Source organism: Nonomuraea recticatena (genome assembly GCF_039533245.1).
GTDB classification, from domain to species: domain Bacteria; phylum Actinomycetota; class Actinomycetes; order Streptosporangiales; family Streptosporangiaceae; genus Nonomuraea; species Nonomuraea roseola.
In genome coordinates, this window is sequence record NZ_BAAATE010000002.1 from 1 (window position 1) to 13721 (window position 13721).

Annotated in this window: 11 protein-coding genes; 6 read left to right on the top strand and 5 right to left on the bottom strand. The window is 71.6% G+C overall.

What is annotated here, in order from left to right:
- The 3 genes from ABFX50_RS03270 to ABFX50_RS03280 form a co-directional block, all read left to right on the top strand.
- Positions 1-878 (top strand): DUF58 domain-containing protein (locus ABFX50_RS03270; RefSeq protein WP_346143057.1); only part of this gene is annotated, 878 nt, incomplete at its 5' end.
- Between the two features lie 182 nt (positions 879-1060).
- Complete coding sequence (locus tag ABFX50_RS03275; protein ID WP_346143059.1) at positions 1061-3205, top strand: transglutaminase TgpA family protein; 2145 nt, start codon at positions 1061-1063, stop codon at positions 3203-3205.
- Positions 3206-3246: 41 nt separating this feature from the next.
- Positions 3247-4377, top strand: a complete 1131-nt coding sequence (locus ABFX50_RS03280) for a winged helix DNA-binding domain-containing protein (protein WP_346143061.1) — start codon at positions 3247-3249, stop codon at positions 4375-4377.
- Here the strand turns inward: ABFX50_RS03280 and ABFX50_RS03285 are convergent.
- Both ABFX50_RS03285 and ABFX50_RS03290 read right to left on the bottom strand, forming a co-directional pair.
- Complete coding sequence (locus ABFX50_RS03285; protein WP_346143063.1) at positions 4355-6286, bottom strand: serine/threonine-protein kinase; 1932 nt, start codon at positions 6284-6286, stop codon at positions 4355-4357. The genes ABFX50_RS03280 and ABFX50_RS03285 overlap by 23 nt on opposite strands.
- 66 nt (positions 6287-6352) lie before the next feature.
- Positions 6353-7069 carry a M50 family metallopeptidase gene (locus ABFX50_RS03290; protein ID WP_346118542.1) on the bottom strand — a complete coding sequence of 239 codons (717 nt, stop codon included), beginning with the start codon at positions 7067-7069 and terminating at the stop codon, positions 6353-6355.
- Between the two features lie 33 nt (positions 7070-7102).
- On the opposite strand from ABFX50_RS03290, the gene ABFX50_RS03295 reads away from it, so the two are divergent.
- From ABFX50_RS03295 to ABFX50_RS03305, 3 genes are read left to right on the top strand one after another with little or no spacing between them, the layout of a single operon-like run.
- On the top strand, positions 7103-7981 hold the full coding sequence (locus ABFX50_RS03295; protein ID WP_346118540.1) for an amidohydrolase family protein: 879 nt from the start codon (positions 7103-7105) through the stop codon (positions 7979-7981).
- A 15-nt stretch (positions 7982-7996) separates the two neighbouring features.
- A complete protein-coding gene (locus ABFX50_RS03300; RefSeq protein WP_346143065.1) occupies positions 7997-8470 on the top strand; it encodes a nuclear transport factor 2 family protein in 474 nt (157 codons plus the stop codon).
- 10 nt (positions 8471-8480) lie between these two features.
- The gene (locus ABFX50_RS03305) at positions 8481-9575 is read left to right on the top strand and encodes a magnesium and cobalt transport protein CorA (RefSeq protein ID WP_346143066.1); all 1095 of its coding nucleotides are present in this window, start codon (positions 8481-8483) and stop codon (positions 9573-9575) included.
- A gap of 22 nt (positions 9576-9597) precedes the next feature.
- Here ABFX50_RS03305 and ABFX50_RS03310 read toward each other — a convergent pair whose 3' ends face one another.
- The 3 genes from ABFX50_RS03310 to ABFX50_RS03320 form a co-directional block, all read right to left on the bottom strand.
- Positions 9598-10938, bottom strand: a complete 1341-nt coding sequence (locus ABFX50_RS03310; protein WP_346143068.1) for a WXG100-like domain-containing protein — start codon at positions 10936-10938, stop codon at positions 9598-9600.
- A 39-nt stretch (positions 10939-10977) separates the two neighbouring features.
- Positions 10978-11307, bottom strand: coding sequence for a hypothetical protein (locus tag ABFX50_RS03315; protein ID WP_346143070.1), 330 nt, complete (start codon positions 11305-11307; stop codon positions 10978-10980).
- 165 nt (positions 11308-11472) lie between these two features.
- On the bottom strand, positions 11473-13695 hold the full coding sequence (locus ABFX50_RS03320) for a thiamine pyrophosphate-dependent enzyme (protein WP_346143072.1): 2223 nt from the start codon (positions 13693-13695) through the stop codon (positions 11473-11475).
- Positions 13696-13721: the final 26 nt, after the last annotated feature.

Here is a 13721-nt window from a genome sequence, read left to right on the forward strand (position 1 = left end):
GCGACGCCGCGGTGGCCGTCCTTCAGGTGCGCAACCTGGGCGGCTGGGCGCTGTCGGGGCTGCGGGCGCGCGACAGGTTCGGCGCGGGCGAGCAGACCGTGGACCTGCCGCGCCTGCCCAGGCGCGCGCTCAGGACCGTCTCCTACCCGCTGCCCACGGACGAGCGCGGCGAGATCCCCGTCGGCCCGTTGCTGCTGATCCGCGCCGACCCGCTCGGCCTCACCCGCAGGGTCCGCGAGTACGGCGAGGCCGTCACCCTCCTGGTGCGGCCCCGCACGGTCGCGCTGCCCGTCCCCCCTTCCGGACGCGCCCACCACCTGGAGGGCCCGACCAGCGACAACGCGCCCAGCGGCACGGTCACCTTCCACACCCTGCGCGAGTACGTCGTCGGCGACGACCTGCGCCACGTCCACTGGCGCTCCAGCGCCCGCACGGGCACCCTCATGGTCCGCCAGCTCATCGACGCCAGCCTGCCCACCACGACCGTCGTCCTCGACACCCGCGACCTGACCGAGCTGTCCGTGGACGCCGCCGCCTCCGTCGCGCTGGCCGCCGCCCGCGCGGGCTTCCCCGTGCGGCTCATCACAGGCGAGGGCGTGCTGGCCGAGACCAAGTCCGACGCCGAGCTGGTTCTCGACCGGCTCGCGCTGGTGCGGGCCGGCGACGCGCGCGAGGCGGTACGGCTGGCGCGGGGCGGCGGCTCCCTCGTCCTGGTCACCGCCGACCCTGCCGAGGCCGCGAGGGCGGCGGCCGTCAGGAAGAGGTTCGACAGGGTGATCTGCGTGTTCACCGGCTCGGCCGAGGTCAGCGTGCCGGGGGTCGTCACGCTCCGCCTGGGCGACCTCGACGCCCTGCCGTACGTCTGGACCGCCCGATGACCACCCCACCGCCCCCGCCGCCGCAGGGCCCCTCGCCCGCGTCCTTCTCGGGTCCTTCACCCGCGTCTCCCTCGGGCTCTTCACCCGCATCGTCCTCGGGTCCCTCGCTCGCGTCTGCCTCGGGGGTGGCCTGGGGGCCTGTGGGTGCGCCTGCCCCGGCGCCGCCCGCAGGGCCTTCCGTCGTGCCCGCCGCGGCGCCGCCCCCCACGCCCCCTGGCTCCTCCTCCAGGCGCGCTCGGGGAACCGCATCGAGGCGGCGCGGCCGGCGGGACGGCGCGCGCGTCGCCGAGGTCGCGCTGTGGCGGCGGATCGCCGGGCCTGCCGTCGTGGCGGCGCTCGCCGCGACCGCCGGATGGGGCTTCCACCGCGTCTTCCCCGCCGCCGACCTGCTGGCCGTCGTGGTCCCCTCCGCCATCGTCCCCGCCGTCGTCGCCGCGCTGGCCAGGAACAGGCCGCTGTGGCTCGCGCTCGTCCTGGACGTCGTCCTCTGGCTCGCGGCGACCGTCCCGCTCTACGGCGCCTTCACCCTCGCCTTCGCGAGTGATCTCACCAACTCCTGGCAGGCGCTGCTCACCACCCTGCTGCCCGCGCCCGCCGAGCCCCGGCTGCTGATCCTGACGCACACGCTGGTCTGGCTCGCCGCCGTCACCGGCGCCGAGACCCTCACCCGCACCCGGCTGAGGATCGCTCCCGCGCTGCCCGCCCTCCTCGTGTACGGCGTCGCGCTCGTGCTCGGCGTCGACGGCGAGGGCTCCAACCTGGCCACGTCCGCGGCGCTCCTCGTCATGGTCGGCCTTCTGCTGGTGCTGCGCGAGGACAGGCCCGCCCTGTGGCTGCTGCCCGTGCTGCCCGCCATCGGCGTGGTGACGCTGGTCGCCGTGCTGCTCGGGCCGGTGCTGCCGATGGCGCGGGAGCCGTACGACCCGAGACGGGACGCCGAGCTGCCGCCGCCGGTCAGAGTCGACAGCGTCAGCCCGCTCGACAGGGTCTCGGCCTGGCTGCAGATCCCCGACAGGCCGCTGTTCACCGTGAAAGCCGACAAACCGCTCAACTGGCGGCTGGCCGTCCTCGACCGTTACGACGGCGTGCGCTGGACCTCCAGCGGCCGCTTCCAGCCGACCGGCGGCAGGGTGCCGTCGGACGCCTGGACCGGCGCCACCACGACCGTGCGGCAGACGGTCACCTTCCAGGGGCTGCCAGGCACCTGGCTGCCCGCCGCAGACCGTCCCGTGGATGTGAAGGGCGCGCGAGGGCTGGCCGCCGATCCCGAGAGCGGGGCGCTGCTGACCTCGGCGGCGACGGGGAAGGGCTTCACCTATCAGGTGACCTCCGAGGTGGCCGTCCCCACGAAGGACGAGCTGCTGCACGCCGTGCCGGTGGCCGACCCCGGCCTGACGGCGTTCCCCGTGGGCCCGCAGGAGAAGCTGTTCAGGAAGCTGGCCCAGGACGCCACACGCGGAGCCGACGTGCCGATCAGGCAGGCCTACCGGCTGCAGAACTTCCTGCGCACCACCGCCAAGTACGACATCACCGCGCCGCCCGGGCACTCGCTCAAGGCGCTGGAGTTCTTCCTCGACACCACCTACCGGGGCACCTCCGAGCAGTTCGCCTCCTCCTTCGCGCTCATGGCCCGCACGCTCGGACTGCCCGCCAGGGTCGTCGTGGGCTTCCGGCCAGGGCAGGCGAAGGACGGCGTCTACCACGTGCGCTCGGGCGACGTCATGGCGTGGGCGGAGATCAAGTTCGACAAGCTGGGATGGCGGCCGTTCTACCCCACACCGGGCAAGAGCGGCGCGAAGGACGACCACGACGTCGTCTCCTCGGCGATCGAGGAGAGCGAGCAGCTGGAGGGGGAGTTCGGCCAGAGCGGCGCCTCCAAGGCCAAGGAGCCCGCAGCCAAGGGCAAGCCCGTGCCGGTGGCCGAGAGCACGTCGTACTGGTGGGTGATCGCCCCCGTCGTCGTGGCCGCCTACCTCCTGCTCGCGCTGGCGCTGCCGTGGTGGCGCCGCCGCTCGCGGCGCGTGGCCACTCCTGACGCGCGACGGGTCATGGGCGCCTGGCACCAGGCCTGCCAGGACCTCGGCGTGGTCGGTAAGCACTCACTCACCGCCTCCGAGATCGTGGCAAGGCACCCAGCCGTCGAAGAGCTGCAGCCGCTCGCCGCCCTCGCCAACCACGTCCGCTACGCCCCTGACACCCTCCCGCCGCACGCCGCCTCCGAGGCCTGGCGCTACAGCGACGCCATCCGCGCCCACACCCGCCGAACCACCCCCCTCCACAGCCGCCTGACCCACCGTCTCAACCCGAAAACCCTCATCCGCCCCTGAACCCCGCACCCCTGGGAGGGACGGGCAGTAGGCTCCCGGCTGTGCCGAACCAGACGCGCAGCGCCCGCATGACCGCCCAGCTCCTCCACCGGCCGCAGGGGCTCGGCCCAGGGGAGATGGTGCGCCACCTGCTGGCCGTCCAGGCGCAGGACGTGCCCTCCGCGCTGCTCGCCTTCCGCGCCAGATCCGCCACCCTCACCGTCGCGCAGATCGAGGACGCCTGGCACTCCCGCGAGATCGTCAGGGCGTGGGGCCCGCGCGGAACCCTCCACTTCGTGCACCGCGACGACCTGCCGTGGCTGCTCGCCCTCACTCGCAACGACACCGGCACCCTGCGCAGGCTCGCCCAGGAAGGAGTCACGGGCGGCGACCTGCCGCACCTGATCGACCGCGCCCTCGCGGGACAGGGCCCGCTCACCAAGGCCCAGCTCGAGGAACGGCTCGCGGATCGAGCCAAGGGCCAGGGCGTCGTCCACCTCGTGGCACTCGCCGCCTTCCACGGCCTCGCCGTCCTGGGGCCGCTCAAGGGCGGGAAGCCGACCTACGTCCACGCGGCCGACTGGCTGGGCGCGCCGATCTCCTTCGAGTCCGACCGGGACAGGGCGCTGGCGGAGCTGGCCGTCCGCTACCTGCGCGCCCACGCTCCCGCCACCCCCGAGGACCTGTCCGCCTGGTCGGGGCTGCCCGTGGGCGCCGCCCGCACCGCCTTCCGGCTGGCCGCCCCCTCTGCCGTGGACGCCGCCGCCGAGCCAGGCGGGGTACGGCTGGCGCCCGCCTTCGACGAGTACCTGATGGGGTGGGCGGACCGTACGCCGATCCTCGACGAGCGGCACAGGCGCGAGGTGTTTCCCGGAGGCGGCATCCTCCGCCCCGTCATGCTGGTCGACGGCGTGATCAGAGGCACCTGGTCCCGCAAGGGCGAGGCGGTGACCCTCAGCCCCTTCGAGGAGAGCGAGGCGCCTGAGCGGGAGAGCCTGCGGAACGGCGAGTCGCATGGGCGTGAGCGTCACGGGGATCTCGGCCCGCAGGGGCGGGAGGAGTCTGACGGCGGTTCGCGAGCTCTCGGGGAGACGGGCTCCAGGGGCGGCGGCTCTCGGGGCGGAGATTCTCGGGGGTGGGCGGAGGAGGTGGCCGATGTCCGGGCCTTCCTCAGCGGCTCACCGCGCCTCTGATGCAGTGGGGCTTCGACCAGGCGACCGTGCTCTTCTGGCTGATCTCCAGCGCCGCGCCCACCAGGAAGCAGTAGCCGGTGTCCGGGTCGAGGCCCAGCACCCTGGCAGAGGTGGCGCCCGCCTCCATCGTCATGAGCTGCTGGCCGTCGGCGGGCTCGCGCTGCAGGACGAGCGGGTAGCGGCGGGTCTTCGCGGGCAGAGTCCACTGGACCGTGACCGCGGCCCCCTTGTCGGAGACCACCCGTAGCCTTCGGGGCGCCAGCGCGGCCAGAGCCGCCTTGTTGATCTCGGCGGGCTCGGTCGAGGCCGACTGTGGCCGCTTGGAGGCCCGGGCTGGGGGCTGAGGCTGCTGGTTCTGTCCGGGGAGGACGACGGCGAGGACCGTTCCCGCGACGGCCATGGCCACGACCGACGCGCCGATCACCACTTTGCCCCGCAACCGCGACCCACGCGTCTCGACGGGCGTCGTCGAGGCATGCCTCCCCTCAGCCAGCGTCGCACCCACGCCACCCAGGGAGCCCCCGACGCCCAGGGAGCCCGCAGAGGCTGCGGAACCTGCACCGCCCACGGTGCCCATCGAGCCTGCGGTGCCCATCGAGCCTGCGGTGCCCATGGCGCCGAGGTCCGGGGGGAAGCCGACGGAGCTCGGGGAGGCAGGGAAAGTCGGGGAGGCGAGGGAGTTCGCGGAGGTCGGTGAGACGGGCGAGGGGGTCGTCGGCTGTCCCGCGCCGAAGGCGGGACCGGGTGACGCGGTGACGGGACCCGAACCGGGCGCGAACGGCGATCCGTCAGAGGGAGCGAAGGGCGAAGCCGCGACAGGCCCGTAGGGCGAGCCCGCATGCGCGGGCGGCGCGTAAGGCGAGCCGTCCTGGGAGGGCGGCGCGTAAGGGGAGCTGTTCTGGTGGGGAGGCGCGTAAGGGGAGCCGTCCTGGGAGGGCGGCGCGTAGGGCGGGCCGCCATGCGAAGGAGGCGCGTAGGGGGAGGCGTCCGAAGGGGGCGCGTAAGGGGAGGTGTGGGCAGGAGGGGGCGCCTCCGCCATGGGGGCGGGCGCGGGCTCGGCGGACACCAGGTCCGTGACCGGCAGCCCGAGCGCCTCCTGCACCTCCCTCAGCCGCCTCGCGAACGCCCACGCCGACTCGTACCGCTCGCCCGGCGTCTTGGCCATCGCCCGGAGGATCGCGTCCGTCGCGATCGACGGCACGTCCGGCCTGTTGATGGGCGGCGGCTCACTGCTGAGCACCCTGAACATCAGCGGCGCGATCGAAGGGTCGGTCGGCGAGTGGAAGGCCGGCTGCCCGGCCAGCAGATGGTAGAGCGTGGACCCGAGCGAGTAGACGTCCGACGCGACGCTGTGCGGCTGTCCGCTGACCACCTCGGGCGCCGCGTGCAAGGGCGTGAAAGCCTGGGACGTCGCCGACATCTCGGACGAGTCGACCACCCTCGCGACGCCGAAGTCGGCGATCGCCGGCTCGCCGTACCGGGAGACGAGGATGTTCTGCGGCTTGATGTCGCCGTGCAGCACCCCCGCCTCGTGCACCGCCGCCAGGGCGGCGGCCAGCTTCACGCCGCTGCGCAGCACGTCGGCCAGGGGCAGCGGCCCCTGCGCGCGCACCCTGTCGCGCAGCGAGCCGTTCTCGAAGAACTCCATGGCGATGTACGGCTTGCCCGCCCGCGTCGTGCCCGTGTCGAAGACGGTGACCACGTTCGGATGTCCGGTCAGCCGCCCCGTGAGCTGCAACTCGCGCTGGAACCTGCGCATGGTCCGCTGGTCGACCCTGTCGACGGTCAGGACCTTGAGCGCCACGACCCGGTCGAGGCGCTCCTGGTAGGCCTTGTAGACCACGCCGAACCCGCCCTGTCCCGCCGTGTCGAGCACCCGGTAGCCCGGGGCGTCCTCCCCTGAACGCACGCCGCCTCCCCCTGTTCCCCGGGCGAGTTTAGTGGGGTTTGCGGTGCTTGATGGGGCGTAGTGACATCAGAGCGAGGGCAGGACGGTCGCGGGCAGCATGAGCCACGCGCCGCCGACCACCGAGGCCGCCGCGACCAGCAGGAAGAACAGGACGTAGAAGCCGCCGGGCAGGAAGGTCAGCCTGGCGAGCTGGTCGGCGTCGGAGTCGGGCGCCTGGCCCCTGCGCCGCTTGCGCCTCAGCTCGAGGATGGGTCTGACCCCGCCGAACAGCAGGAACCACACTGCGACCTGCGCCACGACCATCTGGACGTCGTCGGGGGTGTACATCGACAGGGCGAACACCGCGCCGCCCGTCGCCAGCAGGATCAGCGCGCCGTACAGGTTGCGGATCAGCAGCAGCATGCAGACCAGGAACAGCAGCACGCTCCACACCAGCAGAGTGACCCGCCCCTGGGCGGTCAGCCACGCGCCGGCCAGGCCCAGCAGAGAAGGGGCCACGTAGCCGGCGAGCGCGGTGAAGACCATGCCGGGGCCCGTGGGCCTGCCTCTGGTGAGAGTCACGCCCGAGGTGTCGGAGTGCAGGCGGATGCCCTGCAGTTGGCGGCGGCTGAGAAGCGCCACCAGCGCATGACCACCCTCGTGGGCGATGGTGACCAGGCCCCTGGTCAGCTGCCACGACGTGCGGTAGGCGACGATCACGAAGGCGGCCAGGGCCGAGAGCGCCACGAGCCACAGCTCGGGGGGCGGCTGAGCCTCGACCAGGTGGGCCCATAGCTTGTCCATCACGCATGACCCTATCCAGGTAAGGTCGCGACTGTGGCCATAGAACAAGATTCTGCCGTGCCCGGCTGGTGGCAGGCGCTGGGGCTGCCGGGACTTGTCGACCTGCACGTCCACTTCCTGCCCGAGCGGATGGAGCGCAGGGTGTGGCACCACTTCGACAACGGCGGCCCGCTCATGGGACAGGGCTGGCAGATCCGCTACCGGCAGCCGGTGGAGGAGCGCGTCGCGCTGCTGACCGGGATGGGCCTGCGCGCCTTCCCCGCCCTGGCCTACGCCCACAGGCCCGGCATGGCCGCCGACCTCAACGCCTGGACCCTCGACTTCGCCCGCAAGGTACCCGAGTGCCTGCCGTCGGCGACCTTCTTCCCCGAGCCCGGCGTGCTCGCCTACGTACGGCAGGCGCTCGACGACGGCGTCAGGATCTTCAAGATCCACCTTCAGGTCGGCGCCTTCGACCCCAGGCTCCCCGAGCTCGACCCGGTCTGGGGCCTGCTCGCCGAGGCGGGCACGCCCGTCGTGGTGCACGCCAGCTCGGTGCCCGTGCCGGGCGGCTGCGTCGGCGTCCAGCCGGTCAGCGAGGTCATGCGCCGCCACCCCCGCCTGCGCATGGTGATCGCGCACCTGGGGATGCCCGAGTACGAGGACTTCTTCGACCTGGCCGAACGCCACGAGCGCGTCGCCCTGGACACCACGATGGCCTTCACCTCCTTCGCCGAGCTCGGCATGCCCTTCCCCCAACGGCTCAGCCCGAGGCTGCGTGAGCTCGGTCTTGCTGGGAAGGTGGTGCTCGGCAGCGACTTCCCCACCATCCCGCACGCCTACGCCCACCAGCTCGACGGCCTGGAAGGACTCGGTCTGGGTGGTGACTGGTTGCGCGCCGTGTGCTGGGAGAATGCGATACGCATGATCTGATCAGAGGGGGATGTCATGAACGACCGGCATGTGGCCTTGCTCACCACCTTCTTCGAGGCGTTCAGCAAGAGCGACACCGACGCCATGGAGCGTTGCTACCACCCTGACGTCAGCTTCGGTGACCCGGTCTTCCAGGAGCTGGAGGGCCGCGACAAGGTGATGGCCATGTGGCGGCTGATGCTGTCAAGAGGCGACGGCACCGACGTGGCCTACCGGGCGATCACCGCCGACGACTTCACCGGCAGCGCCGGCTGGACGGCCCGCTACACCTTCACCAGCACGGGCCGCGAGGTGGTCAACGAGGTGGAGGCGTTCTTCCGCTTCGACGACGGGCTGATCGTGCGCCACCATGACGACTTCGACTTCCGCCAGTGGTCCAGGATGGCGCTGGGCAGACCTGCGGGGTTGCTGCTCGGGTGGACCCCGATGTTCCGCAAGACCATCAGAGACCGGGCCCAGCAGGCGCTCACCGAGTTCCAGCTGTCGTAGGAGGGCCCCCATGGCACGGATGAAGGGCTTCCTGCGCAGCGGCGGGCGCGAACCGGCACCCGAGCACTCGATGGACCCCAAGAGCGAGGAGGCTCCTCCCTACCGCCCCACCGTCATCGACAACGCCCTCTACCTCGACGGCCACCGCATCGGCACGCCCGCCTCCCTCGCCGACGCCTTCGACAGCCTCAAGAACACTCCAGGCAGCATGGCCTGGATCGGCCTCTACCGACCGAAGGACTGGGAGCTGGCCAAGCTGGCGGGCGAGTTCGGCCTGCACGAGCTGGCGCTCGAGGACGCCATCGTCGGTCACCAGCGTCCCAAGGCCGACCGCTACGGCGAGATGCTCTTCGTGGTGCTGCGCGCCGCCACCTACCTCGACGACGTCGAGGAGGTCGCCTTCGGCGAGGTGCACGCCTTCGTCGGCAACAACTTCGTGGTGACCGTACGGCACGCCGAGTCGCCCGATCTGGCAGCGGTGCGCAGGCGCATGGAGTCGGACCCCGACCTGCTGCGTCAGGGGCCGCAGGCCGTCCTCTACGCCATCCTCGACGCCGTGGTCGACGGCTACGCCCCCGTCGTGGCGGGGCTGCAGAAGGACATCGAGGAGATCGAGGTGCAGGTCTTCGGCGGCGACCCCACGGTCTCCCGCCGCGTCTACGAACTGTTCGGCGAGGTCATCGAGTTCCAGAGGGCGACCAGCCCGCTGCTGTCGATGATCGACGGCTTCATCGCGGGCGCCCACAAGTACGGCGTCAACGAGGAGCTGCAGAGCTACCTGCGCGACGTCGCCGACCACGCGATCACCGTCTCCGAGCGGGTGGCGGGCTTCCGCCAGCTGCTGCAGAACATCCTCATGATCAACTCGACGCTCGTGGCGCAGGAGCAGACCAGGGCCAGCTACGCGCAGAGCGAGGAGGTCAAGAAGATCTCCGCGTGGGCGGCCATCCTGTTCGCGCCCACGCTGGTCGGCACCATCTACGGGATGAACTTCGACCACATGCCCGAGACCCACTGGGCCTTCGGCTACCCGTTCGCGATCCTCTTGATGGCCTTGGTGTGCGTCGTCCTCTACGTGGTCTTCAAACGGCGCGACTGGCTGTGAGCCCGATCCCTGGAGGGCGGTCTCACTTGGAAGGCAGCGTCCAGGTCACGGTGCGGGTGAGTGATCCGTGGGTGTTGAAGGACTTGGCCCAGCCGAGGACCTCGAACCGTCCGTTCTCGTCGTCAGGGATCCCGGTGGCCTTGTCCGCGGCGCCCGCGTTGAAGTTGTAGCGGTCCTCGGCGTGCAGGGTGATCTGCATGGTCGCCTGGTTGCCCTGGACGGTGACGTTGCCGCTTCCCCAGATCGCGTGCGCGCCGATCGCCTTGTCCCAGTTCTCCGTGGTGGTGTCCCCCTTGGTCGGCAGGCCCGTCATCTCGAAGCGGTTCCTGCCGCTCTCCCTGTACAGGCGCTCGGCCTCCGCCTGGGCGTTGGCGATGGCGTCGTCGACGGACCTGCGCACCCCGTCGTCCTCGTCGTAGGCCTTCTCGTAGTTCACCTGATGGTCGCGGCCCGAACCGCTCATGTAGCGCTCGTAGGCGTCCAGCCCGTCTTCGAGGTCGGGGCGCTTGATCCGGGCCCCGTGCATCTTGGCCCGCCACTCGTACCAGTTCCTGTAGTCCTCGAGCGTCGGCTTGAGATCGGGGTCGTAGGGGAAGTCGTGGTCGTAGGCCATCTCGGGCGGCTGAACCGGTCCGATGCGGTACTGCCCCGACCACGGGACGCCACGGGGCGACTCAGGGGCGGGGTCATGCCGCTTCGGTCCCTCTTTGTACAGCACGCCGCCGGCCGCCGCCAGCATCGTGGGCGCCGTCGGGAACCGGAGCCGGCGCTTGGGGACCTTGGGCAGTGCCGGCGGCTTCGCGCCGAGCATCCGGCGCACGCGGGCTTCCACGGCTCGGACGAGCCTTCCGCGGAAGTACCTTTCGAGCTTCTGGCGCAGAACCGCCACGAAGCGCCGGGCGAACACCCGCAGGATCCCCACGAAGGTGCGCGCCTTGAGCATGGCCAGCCCTCCGGAGAGGACGGCCATGGCGAGGGCCCATGCCAGGGCGACCATCACGTAGATAGCCAGGAGGATCAGCGCCGCCTTGACGATCTCGATGAGGCGGGCGACCAGGTCGAGGCCGTCGGCGAGGGCGTGCATGGAGGCGGCGAGGCCCTGTAGATGCCCCTTCGGCGCGGTGCCGCCGTCGTCGTACTCGGCCATGTAGCCGTTGAGCGCGTCGACGTGCTCGCCCGAGTTGCCGGCGGAGGCGTAGGCGACGGCGCCCTTGGCCCCCGGGTTCACCTCGCCGGACAGCGCGTCGCCGCAGCCGCGGTAGGCGGCGGCGCACCGCCGCAGCACGTCCTCGTCCTCGTCCGGCCACGGGACACCCAGCAGGTTGAAGCCAGGCCGGAGCTCGGCGGGCATGGTCACCGCCATCAGGCCGGCCTCCTTCGCGTGGGTACGGGCCTTGTGCCGTCAGATCTCACGGCTGTTCCGTGCCCGGTCGATGGCCTGGGCGCCGGCGACGGCGTCCGCCTCGGCCAGACGGAGCTCCTTGGCCATGTCGTCCATGCCGGCGCCGGCAAGGTCGATGTTGCGGTGCAGGTGGCCGCACACCTCGTCCAGCAGGTCGTGGAGCGCCTCCATGTCCATGCCGATGTCGCTGCCGCCCCATGCTGTCGTACCGCTGCCGCGCACCGTCGCGAGGAGGGCATCGGTGTGCTGACGCAGCAGCAGACCGGCCTCACGCAGATGCTGGGCGCCACCGCTCATGGACGCGTCGTCGAACAGAAGCTCCCGTTCCACCGTTCACCTCGTGCGCAAAGATCACTTACGCAGGAAGATATCACCGCTCGATGTGCTTTTGAGGTCGTTCAGGAGAACAAAGCCGACATGGTGGGGTGCGGGCGGGTCTCTCCCCGAAGTACGGCGGGCAGGGCTCGCGCGCCGTACTCGGGAGAGACCCGCAGGTCAGGTGAGCAGCTTGCGCGCCGCCTGCTCGATCTCGGCCTCCGACAGCAACACGTGGTTGGCGGCCTCGCCCAGCGGGATGAAGCTGTCGGCCGAGGCGACCCTGGCCAGCTGCCCGGTGAAGCCCGCGTCGAGCATCTCGGCCACGATGCCCTCCGAGACGCCGCCCGTGCGCCTGCTCTCGTCGGCGATCAGGACCTTGCCAGTCAGCTCGGCCGCCCGCATGAGGTCCTCCATCGGCAGCGGCGCCAGCCACCGCAGGTCGAGGACCCTGCAGCTCACCCCGTCCTGGGTGAGCTTGACCGCCGCCCGCAGGCTCATCCGCAGGCCGTTGCCGTACGTCACGATCGTCAGGTCACGGCCGTCGCCGTAACCGCGCGCCCTGCCGATCGGCACGTGCGTCTCGGCCCACCTGGTCGGCGGCGCGTACGGCGCGAGCCACCCGCTGTCGCCCTCGTCGAACAGGTCGCGGGTGTTGTAGAGCGCGATCGGCTCGATGAACACGCACACCGAGCCCTCGGTGCGCGCGGCGGCCAGGCACGTGCGCAGCATCGCCGAGGCGTCGTCGGGCCTGGACGGCGAGGCGATGACGATGCCAGGGATGTCGCGCAGCGCGGCGATGGAGTTGTCGTTGTGGAAGTGGCCGCCGAACCCCTTCTGGTAGGCGTAGCCCGCCACGCGCACCACCATCGGGTTGCGGTAGGCGCCGCGGGAGAAGAACGACATCGTCGCCGCCTCGCCGCGGATCTGGTCGAGCGCGTTGTGCAGGTAGGCGAGGTACTGGATCTCCGGCACCGGCAGCATCCTGGACACGCCCGTGCCGAGCGCCAGGCCGAGCACGGCCTGCTCGTCGAGGAGGGTGTCGAAGACACGCCCTGCGCCGAAGCGCTTCTGCAGCCCTCGCGTCACGCCGTAGACGCCGCCCTTCTTGGCGACGTCCTCGCCGAAGACCATCATCTCCGGGTAGACGGCCAGCGCGTCGGCCAGCGTGCGGTTGATCGCCTGGGAGAGCGTGAGCGGCTTGTCCTCCTTCTCGGGCAGCTGCCCCGCGAAGGCCTTCTCCCTCGCCGAGGGCTCGGCGGCGACCGGGCTGATCTTGGCGATCATGTCGGCCCTGCGCGGGGCGAGCGGCTCGATGATCTCGCGGGCGGAGGTGAGCTTGGGCGCGCGGGTGGCCTCCAGCGCCATCCGCAGCAGGTGCTCGCGCTCGGCCTCGTAGCGCCTGAGCAGCTCCTCGGGCGTGGCCAGCCCCGCCTCGACCAGCAGGGCGGCCGTGCGCAGCAGCGGGTCGCGCTCGTAGTCGGCGCGGATCTCGCGCTGGGTGCGGTAGGAGGACTCGACGTCGGAGCCCGCGTGGCCCATCAGCCGCACGGTGCTCAGGTGCAGGAAGGCAGGCGAGCGCGTGGTGCGCACGTGCTCGGCGGCGCGGACGGCCGCGTCGTGGACCTCGGCCAGGTCGCAGCCGTCGGCCTGGATGTACTCGATGCCCGGACGGCGCGCGGCCGCCTCCACCCAGCCCTTGGGCGTGCGGACCGAGATGCCGAGGCCGTTGTCCTCGCACACGAACAGGATCGGCAGCGGCTGGCCCTGGTAGGTGGCGTAGGAGGCGGTGTTGAAGGCCGACAGGGCGCTGGCGTGGTTGATCGAGGCGTCGCCGAAGCTGCACACCGCGATCGCGTCGCCCGGCCAGGCGGAGGCGACGCCGAGCGCCCTGGCCCGCTCGATGGCCAGCGCGACGCCCACCGAGCGCGGCAGGTGGCTGGCGATCGTGGAGGTCTGCGGGATGATCGCCAGGTCTGGATGGCCGAACACCTTGTGCCTGCCACCCGCGATCGGCTCGTCGGACGAGGCGGTCAGCCCCAGCAGCACGTCGCGCAGCCCTTGCTCGGGCAGGCGGCCCGCCATGACGGAGCGAGTCAGGTAGAACGCCCCCGAGCGGTAGTGAAGGAGAGCGGGATCGGTGGTCCGGACGGCGGCGGCCACCGCGGCGTTGCCCTCGTGGCCGGCCGAGCCGATGGTGTAGAAGCCCTCGTTCTGCTCGCGCAGCCATCTGGCGGCGATGTCGAGCAGCCGGCTGCCCTGCTGGCGGTCGTACAGCTCACGGCATCGCTCGCCGGTCAGCGTGCTGCCCTCCTTGATGGGCAGGGCCGGATCTCGGGGAGCGCCCGCCTTGAGCGTCGCAACCGCATCGGTGAAGTGAGTCTCAACAGTGTCGCGCGCCACAAGCCCGATTATGTCCCCCAGATACC

Bases quoted from the DNA above. Each gene is read 5' to 3' on its own strand.
- ABFX50_RS03310 (WP_346143068.1), bottom strand. From the start codon at position 10,938: ATGGCGGTGACCATGCCCGCCGAGCTCCGGCCTGGCTTCAACCTGCTG.
- ABFX50_RS03290 (WP_346118542.1), bottom strand. From the start codon at position 7,069: ATGGACAAGCTATGGGCCCACCTGGTCGAGGCTCAGCCGCCCCCCGAG.
- ABFX50_RS03305 (WP_346143066.1), top strand. From the start codon at position 8,481: ATGGCACGGATGAAGGGCTTCCTGCGCAGCGGCGGGCGCGAACCGGCA.
- ABFX50_RS03300 (WP_346143065.1), top strand. From the start codon at position 7,997: ATGAACGACCGGCATGTGGCCTTGCTCACCACCTTCTTCGAGGCGTTC.